Origin of the sequence: Streptomyces sp. P9-2 (assembly GCF_051903975.1) — a bacterium.
GTDB lineage: Bacteria > Actinomycetota > Actinomycetes > Streptomycetales > Streptomycetaceae > Streptomyces > Streptomyces cellulosae.
Window position 1 is genome coordinate 5,996,205 of the sequence record NZ_CP192633.1, and the last position, 13,655, is coordinate 6,009,859.

General features: G+C 72.2%; 8 protein-coding genes. 4 read left to right on the top strand and 4 right to left on the bottom strand.

Annotated features, from left to right (window positions below; translation table 11 throughout):
* Window positions 1-22 precede the first annotated feature (22 nt).
* Window positions 23-2,701 (top strand): ATP-binding protein, encoded by a 2,679-nt coding sequence (locus ACQY0Z_RS27105; protein WP_439812959.1) that lies wholly within the window; start codon window positions 23-25, stop codon window positions 2,699-2,701.
* Window positions 2,702-2,731: 30 nt separating this feature from the next.
* Here the strand turns inward: ACQY0Z_RS27105 and ACQY0Z_RS27110 are convergent, their stop codons facing one another.
* Window positions 2,732-3,721 (bottom strand): DUF3048 domain-containing protein, encoded by a 990-nt coding sequence (locus tag ACQY0Z_RS27110; RefSeq protein ID WP_189903978.1) that lies wholly within the window; start codon window positions 3,719-3,721, stop codon window positions 2,732-2,734.
* Between the two features lie 217 nt (window positions 3,722-3,938).
* On the opposite strand from ACQY0Z_RS27110, the gene ACQY0Z_RS27115 reads away from it, so the two are divergent.
* Window positions 3,939-5,129: a zinc-dependent alcohol dehydrogenase gene (locus tag ACQY0Z_RS27115; protein WP_439812960.1), complete on the top strand. Its 1,191-nt coding sequence runs from the start codon at window positions 3,939-3,941 to the stop codon at window positions 5,127-5,129.
* A 24-nt stretch (window positions 5,130-5,153) separates the two neighbouring features.
* On the opposite strand, the gene ACQY0Z_RS27120 is transcribed toward ACQY0Z_RS27115, so the two are convergent.
* On the bottom strand, window positions 5,154-6,221 hold the full coding sequence (locus tag ACQY0Z_RS27120; RefSeq protein WP_189903974.1) for an ATP-dependent DNA ligase: 1,068 nt from the start codon (window positions 6,219-6,221) through the stop codon (window positions 5,154-5,156).
* Window positions 6,222-6,618: 397 nt separating this feature from the next.
* Between ACQY0Z_RS27120 and ligD the strand changes: the two genes are divergently transcribed.
* On the top strand, window positions 6,619-7,641 hold the full coding sequence (ligD, locus tag ACQY0Z_RS27125; RefSeq protein ID WP_439812961.1) for a non-homologous end-joining DNA ligase: 1,023 nt from the start codon (window positions 6,619-6,621) through the stop codon (window positions 7,639-7,641).
* 27 nt (window positions 7,642-7,668) lie between these two features.
* Here ligD and ACQY0Z_RS27130 read toward each other — a convergent pair whose 3' ends face one another.
* Window positions 7,669-9,855, bottom strand: coding sequence for an OmpL47-type beta-barrel domain-containing protein (locus tag ACQY0Z_RS27130; protein WP_189904081.1), 2,187 nt, complete (start codon window positions 9,853-9,855; stop codon window positions 7,669-7,671).
* Window positions 9,856-9,869: 14 nt separating this feature from the next.
* Window positions 9,870-12,296, bottom strand: a complete 2,427-nt coding sequence (locus ACQY0Z_RS27135; RefSeq protein ID WP_439812962.1) for a ThuA domain-containing protein — start codon at window positions 12,294-12,296, stop codon at window positions 9,870-9,872.
* 282 nt (window positions 12,297-12,578) lie between these two features.
* On the opposite strand from ACQY0Z_RS27135, the gene ACQY0Z_RS27140 reads away from it, so the two are divergent.
* Window positions 12,579-13,568 (top strand): multicopper oxidase domain-containing protein, encoded by a 990-nt coding sequence (locus tag ACQY0Z_RS27140; RefSeq protein ID WP_189903968.1) that lies wholly within the window; start codon window positions 12,579-12,581, stop codon window positions 13,566-13,568.
* Window positions 13,569-13,655: the final 87 nt, after the last annotated feature.

The window sequence follows — 13,655 nt, forward strand, 5'->3', positions numbered from 1 at the left end:
GGCGACTCGGGGAGGTAGCGGGATGACGGAGGTACGGCCCCCGGCGGCACCCTCGGCCGCCCTGTGGGAGCGCGACGAGGAACTCGCCGCCATCGCGGAGGCCGTCGACGTCCTGTGCGCCGACCGCCACTCGCCCGGCACCCTGCTGGTGCTGCGCGGCGAGGCGGGACTGGGGAAGACCGCCCTGCTCGCCGAGACCCGCCGCATCGCCGAACGGCGCGGCTGCACCGTCTGGTCCGCGCGAGGCGGCGAGACCCTGCGCACGGTTCCCTTCAACGTGGTGCGCCAACTCCTGCAGCCCGCCCTGGTGTCGATGCTGCCGGAGGAGGCCCGCGAGTACCTGGGCGACTGGTACGGCATCGCGGGACCCGCCCTGGGTATAGCCGATCCCGGCGACGGGCAGGCCGACCCGCAGGGTGTGTGCGAGGGCCTGGTCGCCGCCGTCCGCCGGCTGGCCCGCCGTGACTGGCCGCTCGTGCTGCTCATCGACGACGCCCACTGGGCCGACCAGGAGACCCTGTACTGGCTCGCCGCGTTCGCCCAACGCCTCGCCGACCTGTCGGTGCTGGTCGTCGTCGCCCGGCGCCCCGGCGAGATCAGCGGTGTGAGCGCCCGTCACCTGGACGCCGTCGCCGAGGCGGCCGGACGCCCCGTCACCAACCTCAGCGCCCTCACCCCCGAGGCGGCGGCCGGACTGACCCGCGCCACCCTTGGGGAGAACGCGGACGCCGCGTTCTGCCGCGAGGTGTGGGCCGTCACCGGCGGCAACCCGTACGAGGCCGTCGAACTCCTCGCCAAGGTGCGGGACACCGAGCTGGACCCGGTCGAGGCGCACGCCGGCGAACTGCGCGAGCTCAACCGCTCCGCCCGCGGCGGCGGCCTCGTCGCCCGCCTGGAGGAACTCGGCATAGACGCCACCCGGTTCGCCTGGGCGGCCGCCATCCTCGGCGACGGCATCACCGTCGACCTGGTGGCCCAGCTCGCCACCCTCGGCCCCGACGAGGCGGCCCGCTGCGCCGAACGCCTGCGCGGCGCCCGCATCCTGGCCGTACGCGACCCGGCGTCCGCCGGACCCGTCGAGCTGGAGTTCGTGCACCCGCTGATCGCGACCGCCGTCTACAACTCCATCCCGGACGCGCTGCGCCGCGCCATGCACGGCATCGCGGCCCGTATAGTCACCGACTCAGGCCGCGGCGCCGCCGCGGCCGCCCGCCACCTCCTCGAAGTGCACCCGGACGACGACGAGGAACTGGTCTGGCAGTTGCGCGAGGCCGCCCGCGAACACCTCGCCGTGGGCGCCCCGGACGCCGCCCGCCGCTGCCTGGAACGCGCCCTGGAGGAACCGCCCCGACCCGAGGTCCACGCGCACGTCCTCTACGAACTGGGCAGCGCCGCCTTCCTCACCGCGCCCGCCCGCACCATCGGCCATCTGCGCACCGCCCTCGGCATGCCCGGCCTCGACGGCGACCGGCGGGTGGACGCCGTGATCCGCCTCTCCCAGGCCCTGATGCACAACGACCAGATGGAGGAGGCCGTCCGCACGGTCGAGGCGGAGGCCGCCCGGCTGCCCGCCGGACCCACCCGGATGCGGCTCCAGGCCGTGCAGTTCATGTGGGAGGGCATCCACGCCGGAGAGTCCCTCACCCCCGGCCGCTCCGAACGCCTCGCCGACCTCGCCGCCACCTGCACCGGCCGCGACAACGCCGAGCGCGCCCTGCTCATCCTGCGCGGCTTCGACGCCATGATGCGCGGCGAGAACGCCGAGGAGATCGCCGAGATCTGCGACCGCGCCCTGGTCAACGGCCGCCTGGCGCCCGGCCTCGGCTGGACCGACAACGAGTGGGGCGTCGAACTGCTGCTGATGCTGGCCACCTCCTACGCCTACACCGACCGCCTCGACCGCGCCGAGGCCCTCTACACCGAGGCCCTCCAGGCGTACGACACGGCGGGCTGGGGCGGCGGCCACCTCGTCCTCGCCCACGCCTACGTCGGTCTCGCCCACCGCAGGCGCGGCAGACTCGAAGCGGCGGAGAACTCCCTGCGCGAGTCGCTGCGCCTCGCCGAACGCGTCGGCCGCGGACTGCCGTTGTACTGGACGGCCACCTGCAACCTCGTCGACACGCTGCTCGCCCGCGGCCACGTCGACGAGGCGTGGGCCATGGCCGAACGGCACGGCTTCGCACCGCCCTATCCGTCCACCGTGGTGCTGCCCGACCCGCGCTCCGTGCGCGGCCGGCTGCTGCTCGCCGTGGGCCGCGTCAAGGAAGGCGTCAACGAACTGGAGGCGGCGGAGAAGGCCGCCGCCGCGCGCGGCCACCTCAACCCGGTGCATGTCTTCGCCGCCGCCGACCTGGCCCGGGCCCTCGCCACGGAGGATCCCGCCCGCGCGGCCCGGCTCGCCGTCGACGTCCGCCGCCGCGCCGAACGCCTCGGCACCGACACGGCCATAGGAGAGGCCCTGCGGGTGGCGGCCGCCCTGGAGACCGGACAGCGCGCGGTGCGTCTCGCCTCTCAGGCGGTCACCTACCTGGAGTCCTCCCCCTGCCAGTACGAGCACGCCGCCGCCCGTATCGAGTACGGCGTCCTCGCCCGCTCCGTGCCCGACCTGGAACGGGGCGTGGCACTGGCCCGCTCGTGCGGCGCGGACGGTCTCGTGAAGCGGGCCCAGGCCGAACTGGCCACGGGCGTCGGACGCCGGTAACCGCCCGGAGCGCAGCGTTCGCCGACGCCCTCAGCGAGCGGACGTCAGCAGCACCCACACCGGCCCCGCCGCCACGTTCACCGGGTCCCCGTCCGGCGAGGTGAGCGACGTGCCGTCCTCCGCGGACGGGCGGCTCCACGACGCCGGGTAGGCGCGCCCGTCGCGCAGCACCGTCGCCTTCCCCGACCCCACCGTCTCCGTGTACGGCGTGTTGTTGCCGAGGAAGTCGCGGAAGCCGGAGCTGCGTACGGTCACGTCCTGCACGACCACCGTGGCCGCCGTCAGACGGTCGCCGTCGCGGGTGTTCGCGGGGGAGCCGTCCATCGACACCTTCCAGTTCCGGTCGGCGCCCGACCAGGTGAAGGTGAAGCGGGCCGCCGGGAAGCGCACGGTGACCTCCTCCTCGGGCGTGCCGCCGGAGGGCGTGGGGCCCTCGCGGAAGCCGGTGGTCAGCGCATCCTTCCCGGGCGGGTCGTCCAGGACCCGGTCGGGGCGGAGGTACAGGTTGTGCGGGGCCGCGCGCCCGGAGTCGCGGGTGAAGGCGTCGGCCTCCGACCGCGGGTCCACCGGGGTGAGCGGCGCCTCGTCGATCAGCGGCAGAAGCTTGCTCTGGGCGCCCGAGAAGGCGAGCAGGGGCTCGTCGAACTGGCGCAGCAGCTCCAGGTCGGACTCGCGGGCGCTGCGCACCGGCCCCACCGACTCGGGCAGCCGGGTGGCGTACACCGCCATCAGCCGGCTCAGTCCGCCCTCGACCTGCTCGACGTAGACCACGTCGGCCGCGTCGAGCCCGGACGGGGGCCGTGCGGCGGGCGCGTTGTCGATCTTCACGGCCAGGACGGGCGGATGCCCGTCCCCGTCCCGAGTCGCCCCGGGGGACTCCCGCGGCCCGCGACCGTCGTCCGATCCGCCCGACGTGCAGCCGGCCGCCAGCCCTGCCGCCAGCAGGGCGGCCAGCAGCACCCCGGCCCGCCTGCCGCCGCGCCGTCGCCGCGCCCCTCGTTCCGTGCCCACCGTCGCCACCGGCCGTCCTCATTCATCCGTTGTTTCGATTGTGCGCTTTTCCGATCGTCTACGCGCCTGCCGGAAGGGACGGGATTCCGCGCGGTGGAGTCCGCCGATCGGCCCAGCGATCGGCGGTTCGGCGTACCGCGCCTCGGGTACCCGGGAGCGACCGCACGGGCGGCGCACGGAGCCGTACGGCGTGACACACCGGCCGGCACGGAGGGAGCAGGCGGCGATGAAGGCACTGACCTGGCAGGGGAAGCGGGACGTACGGGTCGAGACCGTCCCGGATCCGAAGATCGAGGAGCCGACGGACGCGATCATCCGCATCACCTCCACCGGACTGTGCGGATCCGACCTGCACCTGTACGAGGTGCTCACCCCGTTCATGACGCCCGGCGACATCCTCGGCCACGAACCGATGGGCATCGTGGAGGAGGTCGGCGCGGGCGTCCCGGACCTCCAGGTGGGCGACCGGGTCGTCGTGCCCTTCCAGATCGCCTGCGGCAACTGCTGGATGTGCCTGACCGGGCTGCCCACCCAGTGCGAGACGACGCAGGTCACCGCCGAGGGCATGGGCGCGGCCCTGTTCGGCTACACCCGGCTGTACGGCGCCGTGCCCGGTGCGCAGGCCGAGTACCTGCGGGTGCCTCAGGCCCAGTACGGCCCCGTCAAGGTGCCGGAGGGCCCGGCGGACGACCGCTTCGTCTACCTCTCCGACGTGCTCCCCACCGCCTGGCAGGCCGTCGCCTACGCCGAGGTCCCCAAGGGCGGCAGCGTCGCCGTGCTCGGCCTCGGCCCCATCGGCGACATGGCCTGCCGGATCGCCCAGGTCAGGGGAGCCGGACGGGTGTTCGGCGTGGACCTGGTCCCGGAGCGGCTGCGGCGGGCCGAGGCGCGCGGGGTGGAGACCTTCGACCTGCGGTCCTTCGACGACGAGAAGGAACTCGTCGAGGCGATCCGCGACCAGACCGACGGCCGCGGCCCCGACGCCGTGATCGACGCCGTCGGCACCGAGGCGCACGGCAGCGCCGCGGCCCGCATGGTGCAGAACGCCTCGGCGCTGCTGCCCCGCAAGATCAGCGGCCCGATGGCCGAACGCTTCAGCGTGGACCGGCTCGCCGCCCTCTACACCGCCATCGAGCTGGTCCGCCGCGGCGGCACCATCTCGCTGTCCGGCGTCTACGGCGGCATGGCCGACCCGATGCCCATGCTCACCCTGTTCGACAAGCAGGTGCAGATGCGCATGGGGCAGGCCAACGTGCGCCGCTGGAGCGACGAGATCATCCCCTACCTCACCGACGAGGACCCCCTCGGCGTCGACGACTTCGCCACTCACCGCGTGCCCCTCGACGAGGCGCCCGAGGCCTACGACATGTTCCAGAAGAAGCGGGACGGCGCGGTCAAGGTGCTGATCAAGCCCTGAGCGACGGCCCCGACGGCGCCGCGCTCACGGCCCGCCGAGGATCTCCGCGAGGTCGTAGCGGACCGGCTCCTCCAGCTGCGCGAACGTGCAGCTCTCCGGGTCGCGGTCGGGGCGCCAGCGGCGGAAACGGGCGGTGTGCCGGAAGCGCTGCCCGTTCTCCATGTGGTCGTACGCGACCTCCGCCACCCGCTCCGGCCGCAGCGGCACCCACGACAGGTCCTTCTTGCCCGTCCAGCGGCTCGGCGCGCCCGGCAGCCGCGCCGACGCGTGCGCGGCCTCGTCCGCCCAGGCGGCCCACGGATGACCCGACACGTCCTCCATCCGCAGCGGCTCCAGCTCCTCCACCAGCTCCGCGCGCCGCTTCATGCTGAACGCGGCCGACACGCCCACGTGCTGGAGGGCGCCTTGTGCGTCGTACAGGCCCAGCAGCAGCGAGCCCACCACCGGGCCGCTCTTGTGCAGCCGGTACCCGGCGACCACCACGTCTGCCGTGCGCTCGTGCTTGATCTTGAACATGGCCCGCTCGTCCTGCCGGTACCGAAGGTCCAGCGGCTTGGCCACCACCCCGTCCAGACCCGCCCCTTCGTACTGCTCGAACCAGCCTTGCGCGACGTCGACGTCCGTGGTCGCCGGCGCGACGTGCACCGGCGGGGTGACGTTGTGCAGCGCCCGCACCAGCAGCTTCCGGCGGTCGGTGAGGGGCACGTCCAGCAGGGACTCGTCCGCGAGGGCCAGCAGGTCGAACGCCACGAACGACGCCGGGGTCCGCTCGGCGAGCGTCCGCACCCGGGAGTCCGCCGGGTGGATGCGCTCCGTCAGCGCGTCGAAGTCCAGGTGCCCGTCGCGGGCGATGACGATCTCCCCGTCCACCACGCACCGCTCGGGCAGCCGCTCCCGCAGTGCCTCGACCAGCTCGGGGAAGTACCGGGTGAGCGGCTTGCCCGTACGGCTGCCCAGCTCCACCTCGTCCCCGTCACGGAACACGATCGCCCGGAACCCGTCCCACTTCGCCTCGTACTGCATGCCCGGCGGGATCTTCGCCACCGACTTGGCGAGCATCGGCTTGACGGGCGGCATCACCGGGAGGTCCATGGGTCGACTGTAAGGAGGGAGGCGGTGGTGCGCGTCTCGAGGACGCCGCATCGTGCTGCCTGCGGCGCGTTGTCGTGTGCCGGGTGCGGGCCGGCGGGGGCTGGTCGCGCGGTTCCCCGCGCCCCTGAGGGGCGCGCCGTCTGCGGGCAGTCGTGCCTCCCCCAGTGCCTCAAGGGCCTGGGAGGTACCCCCAGGGCGGCACGGGTGGGCGCAGGCGGCACCCCTCAGCGGGCCTCGCCCCCAGCGCCGTGCCTGCGGCTGACGGCGTGCCTCGCATGGTTGCGCGTCGGGTGCGGCCCGGCGGGGGCCGGTCGCGCGGTTCCCCGCGCCCCTTCGGGGGCGCCGGGGCGGGCGCGTCCGGTGTGCGGGCGCCGGCGCCCGCGCCTACCGTGGCCGCATGGGTGATGCGGTGGAGCTGGAGGTGGCGGGCCGGACGGTGCGGCTGTCCAGCCCGGACAAGGTGTTCTTCCCCGAGCGCGGCTACACCAAGCTGGACGTCGCCCGCTACTACGCGGCGGTCGCCCCCGGCGTCCTCCGCGCCCTGCGCGACCGCCCCACCACCCTCCAGCGCTACCCCGACGGCATAGAGGGCGAGTGGTTCTACCAGAAGCGCGCCCCCAAGGGCATGCCCGACTGGATCCCCACCGCCCACATCACCTTCCCCAGCGGCCGCAGCGCCGACGAGATGTGCCCCACCGAGGAGGCCGCCGTGGTGTGGGCCGCCCAGTACGGCACCCTCGTCTTCCACCCCTGGCCGGTGCGCCGCACGGACGTCGACCACCCCGACGAACTCCGCATCGACCTCGACCCGCAGCCCGGCACCGACTACGACGACGCCGCCCGCGCCGCCCATGAACTCCGCGCCGTCCTCGACGAGTACGGTCTGCGCGGCTGGCCCAAGACCTCCGGCGGCCGCGGGCTGCACGTCTTCGTGCCGATCGAGCCGCGCTGGACCTTCACCCAGGTCCGCCGCGCCGCGATCGCCGTCGGCCGCGAGATGGAACGCCGGATGCCGGAGAAGGTCACCATCAAGTGGTGGAAGGAGGAGCGCGGCGAGCGCATCTTCATCGACTACAACCAGACCGCCCGCGACCGCACCATCGCCTCCGCCTACTCGGTGCGTCCCCGCGCGCACGCCCCCGTCTCCGCGCCGCTGCGCTGGGACGAGGTGGGCGTCGCCCACCCGGAGGACTTCGACATCACGACGATGCCCGGGCGCTTCGCCGAACTCGGCGACGTGCACGCGGACATGGACGAGCACGCCTTCTCGCTGGAACCCCTGCTGGAACTCGCCCGGCGCGACGAGCAGGACCACGGGCTCGGCGACCTGCCCTACCCGCCCGAGTATCCGAAGATGCCGGGCGAGCCCAGCCGGGTGCAGCCGAGCCGGGCCAGGAAACCGAAACCCTCGGCCTCCTGACCCGGCCCGTTCACCAGGACCCGCGTCCTACAGGTCCTTGATCCGCACGTCCCGGTAGGAGACGACGTCCGTCGTGCCGTGCACCTGCAGTCCGATGTAGCCGGAGGCGTACCGCCGCCCGTCCGTGCCCGGGTCGTCCGAGCGCGGCGGGGAGAAGTCCAGACCGCCGATGTTGTCGAACTCGTTGATCAGCACGCCGTTGCGGTAGACCTCGTAGTGCTGGTCCACCACCCGGATCTCGTAGTCGTTCCAGGTGCCCTTCTGCGTCACGCCCGCGCCGGCCAGGCCCACACGGTCGAAGCCGTACACCGACCCCGTCTTGTACATGTCGCCGGTGGGCGAGTCGAACACCTGCACCTCGTGCCCGAACTTGATGGCCGCCCACTCGGGCCGGGGCTCCTCCGGGTGGTCGTGGATCTGCGGGAACCGCACGAACACACCGGAGTTGGCGTTGCCGGTGCCCGGGGCGTCGTCACGCCACTGGAGCTTCAGCGAGAAGTCGCCGTACTTGCGCTCCGGGAACCACAGCATGCCGAGCCCGCCCTGGGTGGTGCCCGAGGTGATCGACCCGTCCGGGTTCAGGCTGAACGAACCGCCGCCCACCTGCTCCCACTTGGCGAACGACGCCTCGGTACCGTCCAGGATGGTGCGGTACCCCTCGGTCTGGCCGGGCGTGCCGATGCCGGACTGCCGGGCCGCCTTGTTGATCGCCCGGTACTCCCGCCGGTCGACGACCCCTTCCTTCCTCAGCGCGTCCAGCACGGTCCTGACGTGCTTGAGGAACAGCGCCTGCGAGGTCCACTCCTTCTCGTCCTCGATCATCTCGCCGATCCGGCACCGGTTGTTGGTGACCCGGTTCGGCACGCCCGAGTCGACCGTGCCGACGATCACCGTCAGCCGCTCGTCGTACTCGGGGCAGGGAGGCGCGGGGACACTGCCGGACACCACCGTGAAGCTCACCGTGAGCGGCTCGGAGGTGTTGCCGGCCTCGTCGGTCGCCCGGTAGGCCACGGTGTGCCGGCCCACCCGGTCGACCACCACGGGGCCGGTGTACTCCAGGTACGGGCCGGCGTCGAGGGAGTACTCGATCCGTGCCACACCGGAGCCGCCGTGTCCGTCGTCGGCGCTGACCGTCACCGTGGCGCGTCCGAGGTAGGCGCCGTCGGAGTTCTTCGTGCCCTGCAGGGTGACACCCGTGGTGGGCGGGGTGGTGTCCTGCGGGGGAGCGGCGACGACCGTGAACTCCACGCTCTTCACCGCCGCCGCGTTGCCCGCCTTGTCGGTGGCCCGGTAGCGGACGGTGTGCGTGCCCGCCTCGTGCACCATCACCGGGCCCGAGTAGGGCTGCCAGGCGCCGTCCGCGCCGAGCGCGTACTCGATGGTGTTGACTCCGGAGCCGGTGTCGGACGCGGTGACGGTGACCGTCGCCATGTCGATGTAGTGACCGTCGGCGTTCTTCTCGCCGTCCACGGTCGCCGAGGTCTCCGGCGGCGTGGTGTCGTCCGTCGGCGGGGCGACGACGGTGAACTCGACGCTCTTCTCCTCCGACACGTTGCCGGCCTTGTCCAGGGCGCGGTAGCGGACGGTGTGCGTGCCGACCTGGTCGATCACCACCGGGGAGGTGTACGGCTGCCAGACCTCCTCGTCGTCGAGCACGTACTCGACGTGGTCCACGCCCGACCCCTCGTCCGTGGCCTTCAGGGCCACGGTCGCGGCGCCGACGTACGCGCCCGCGTCGTTCCGCGCGCCGGTCACCTCGGCCGTGACCTCGGGCGCGGTGGTGTCCTCGCCGCCGCCCTCGGTGACCGTCAGCACGCCCTGCATCGACCCGTGGCCCGGGATGGTGCAGTGGTAGAAGTACTTGCCCGGAGTGAGCGTCACTTCCGCCGTGTGCCGGCCGCCCTGCGCGTCGGACGGGTTGGCCAGGATGTTCAGCTGGACGTCGCTGTTGTACTCCGGGTCGGACGTGACGAACGTCAGGGTGTGCGGCATGCCGGTGGTGTTGCCGGTGGCCTCACTGTTCTCGAAGACGATCGTCGCGGGACCGGCCACCGCGGTGGCCGGAGCGGACAGGTACTTGTCGATGTCGTTGCCCGCGGTCCAGGTGAGGACCTGGGCCGCCGCGCGGGCGCCCCCGGCCTTCGGCTGCCCCGCGGCGGGCAGCGCCTGCAGTCCGAGCACCATCATCAGGCCGGCCAGCAGCGCGGCCCACACTCTCGGTCGACGTGTCACTGCGTCCCCCTCGCCAGCCGGCCGGCGGCCGGGGTCGGCCCGCCGCCCGTGTAGGTGACGCGCCACAGCGCGGACTTGGCGTCGGAGGTGAAGAACCCGCGCCCGTAGTCCAGCACATACAGCGCACCGTCCGGACCGAACGTCCAGCCCATCAGGTTCTTGATGCCGTCGTTGCCGACCGGCACGATCTTCTTCAGGGACTCCGAGTGCACGGGCAGACCGCCGTCGCCCTGCGTCCTCGGGTCCATCAGCACCGCGTTGCGCGGCTGGTCGGCGTCGTAGAAGTCGCCGACGAACCACTTGCCGTCCCAGTACGCGGGCCACTTGACGTCACTGGAGCTCGTGCCGTCGTAGCGGTACACCGGGCCGTTCATCGCGGCCTGACCGCCGCCCTTGAGCCACGGCAGCCGGTAGACGGCCTCCTCCGCCTTGTAGGAGGGGACGCCGTTCGCGTCGCGCGGGAAGTCCGGCCCGCCGCCCTGCGGCGAGTACCAGATGTTGTTGCCGGTCACCGGCGGCAGGTTGACCAGGCCGTCGTTGTTCGGCGACTCGTTCTTCGGGTGGTCGCAGTCGTACCAGCCGAGCGGCTGGGACGGGTCGGGCAGGTTGCGGTCCCGGTAGGGCTGCTTGTTGCCCATGCAGTACGGCCAGCCGCGGTTGGACGCCTTGGTGATCACGGCGAACGTGTCGTACTTGGCCGGGCCCCAGGTCGCCGACGGGGCGCCCGCGTCGGGGCCGACCCAGCCCGCGTAGAGGATGTCGGTCTCCGGGTCCACGGAGATGCGCGCCGGGTTGCGCACGCCCATCACGTAGATCTCACCGCGGGTCTTGCCGCCGCCCTCGTCGGTCTCCCTGCCGGTGAACAGGTTGCCCTCGGGGAGGGTGTACGTGCCGTCCGGCTCGGGGTGGATGCGCAGGATCTTGCCGTTGAGGTTGTTGGTGTTGCCGGCGGTGCGGCGCGCGTCGGCGAAGGACACGCCCTTGTAGTTGGGCTCCGGGTTGTTGCCGGAGTAACCGCCGCTGAAGCCGCTGGAGTTGTTGTCACCGGTGGCGATGTACAGGTTGCCCTTGGAGTCCCAGGCCATCCCGCCGCCCGCGTGGCAGCAGCTGTGGACCTGCACCGGCCACTTCAGCAGCACCTTCTCGCTGCTCAGGTCCAGCTTGTCGGTGGCGTGGTCGAGCGTGAAGCGGGAGACCCGCCGCTCGGCCATGCGCTTGTCCCGGTCGATCCCCGAGTGCGGCGTGTAATGCAGGTACACCCACCCGTTCTGCGTGAACCTCGGGTCGAGTTCGATGCCGAGCAGGCCCTCCTCGACCTTCGTCAGCTCGTCGCCGCCGCCCTTGTTGCCGAAGACGGTGAGCGCCCCGGCGAGGGTGACCTCCTTCGTCTTCGGGTCGTAGACGTGGATCTCGCCCCTGCCCTTGCCGATGTCGGGGTCGTTCCAGTCGGTGACGACCGGCTGCGAGGCGTCGGCGCCGCCGCGGCCGATGTAGAACACACGGCCGTCGGGCGCGGTGACCAGGCCGTGCGGCTCGCCGATCTGGTCGTTCCGGCCGGGCTGGTTGGGCTTGGTGAGCCGCTCCGCCTTGTAGTTGCCGGTGATGGTCGCCTTGCAGTCCGCCTGCACCAGGCGGGTGGTCCACAGCAGCGCGCCGCGCAGATGCTCGCGGAAGTCGGTCTCGTCGTACGACGACACCGTGCCGCCCATGCCGGTGTAGAAGGAGCGGCCGCCGTCGTAGTCGCGGCACCAACTGACCGGGTGGTCCCAGCCGTTGGCGCCGGCGCCCGGCTTGTACGTCGACTCGCGCACCCGCGCCACCGTGTGGACGTCGCCGGACGGGTTCTTCACCCAGTTCAGCCACTTGTCGGGCCGCTTCCACTCCAGCGGCAGACTCCTGGTCGCCGGGTGCGCCCGGTCGCCGACCTCCACGGTCGCCCGCTGCACCGTGGCCTGCCCCGAGGCCGGGCGGGCGCCGATCAGACCGGTGAACCAGTCCGAGTACGGCTCCGCGCGGGCCGCGTCGTGCAGGCCGACGAACCCGCCGCCGGCCTCCATGTACGCCTCGAGGCCCGCCTCCTGCTCCGGGTCGAGGACGTCCCCGCCGCCGGTGAGGAACACGATCGCGTTGAAGCGGCTCAGCTTCGTGTCGTTGGTGAAGACCCGCGGGTCGCCGGTGGCGGTCACCGTGAAGCGCTGGTTCTCCGGACCGGTCTGCCCGATCCGCTCGATCGCCGCGATCCCGGCGTTCACCAGAGGCGACTCGTCGCCGCCGGCCGCCGAGCCGTAGAACAGCAGCACACGTACGTTCGCGCCGCCGGGCGGCGACGTGATGGACATCGTTGTCAGGGACGGATCGGGGGCCGGACGCGCGCTGGCGGCGGGACCCGACAGCAGTCCGGCGGCGACGACCCCGGCGGCCACGGTGGCGGCCCAGGTGCGTCGTCTCGTTCTCGTCCTTCGTGCGTTCGAGGTGCTCGATGTGCTCAACCCGCGTATGTGCGGGGGTTCTTGATGCGATGTGGACCGCACGTGGCCACCCACCCCTCCTCGGTCGCAGCAGCAGCGACAAGGAAGCTAGACCTCTTTGCGTCAGACGCCAATACCTATCGCAGCAATCAACCAAACTTTGTCCTGAGTGTGGATAAACCCTGGGCCGACCGCTACGGTTTCACAGGTTCATGACAGCCACATGGGGAGTTCGGCATGGACAGACGCGGTTTCAACCGACGGGTACTCCTGGGCGGCGCCGCGGTGGCGACGACATCGTTGTCCACCGCATCCGAGGCCGCGAGCGCCGCCACGACCGCGCGAACCGCGCCCGCCGGGGGCGAGGTACGCCGGATCAAGATGTACGCCGAGCGCCTGGACGGCGGACAGATGGGCTACGGCTTCGAGAGGGGCAAGGCGTCCGTCCCCGGCCCGCTGATCGAGCTCAACGAGGGCGACACCCTCCACATCGAGTTCGAGAACACCATGGACGTCCCGGTCAGCCTGCACGTCCACGGCGTCGACTACGAGATCTCCAGCGACGGCACCCAGCAGAACAAGAGCGCCGTCGAGCCCGGCGGCACCCGCGTCTACACCTGGCGCACCCACAAACCGGGACGGCGCGCGGACGGCACCTGGCGGGCGGGCAGCGCCGGTTACTGGCACTACCACGACCACGTCGTCGGCACCGTGCACGGCACCGGCGGCATCCGCAACGGCCTCTACGGGCCGGTCGTCGTGCGCCGCAAGGACGACATCCTGCCCGACGCCACCCACACGATCGTCTTCAACGACATGACGATCAACAACAAGCCGGCGCACACGGGCCCCGACTTCGAGGCCACCGTGGGCGACCGGGTCGAGATCGTCATGATCACGCACGGCGAGTACTACCACACCTTCCACATGCACGGTCACCGCTGGGCGGACAACCGCACCGGCATCCTCACCGGCCCCGACGACCCCACCCGGGTCGTCGACACCAAGATCTGCGGCCCCGCCGACTCCTTCGGCTTCCAGGTCATCGCGGGGGAGGGGGTGGGAGCGGGCGCCTGGATGTACCACTGCCACGTCCAGAGCCACTCCGACATGGGCATGGTCGGCCTGTTCCTGGTCAAGAAACCCGACGGGACGATCCCCGGCTACGACCCGGACGAGCACGACCACACCGCGTCCTCCGGGGAGACGTCCGGACACGCGCACTGACAGGACCGGCCCGCACGCGGCGAGAGCGCTCTCGCCGCCGGGCCGGCCGGGGCTATCCTTTCGGCCAACCGCCAGGTGAGGAGCCCC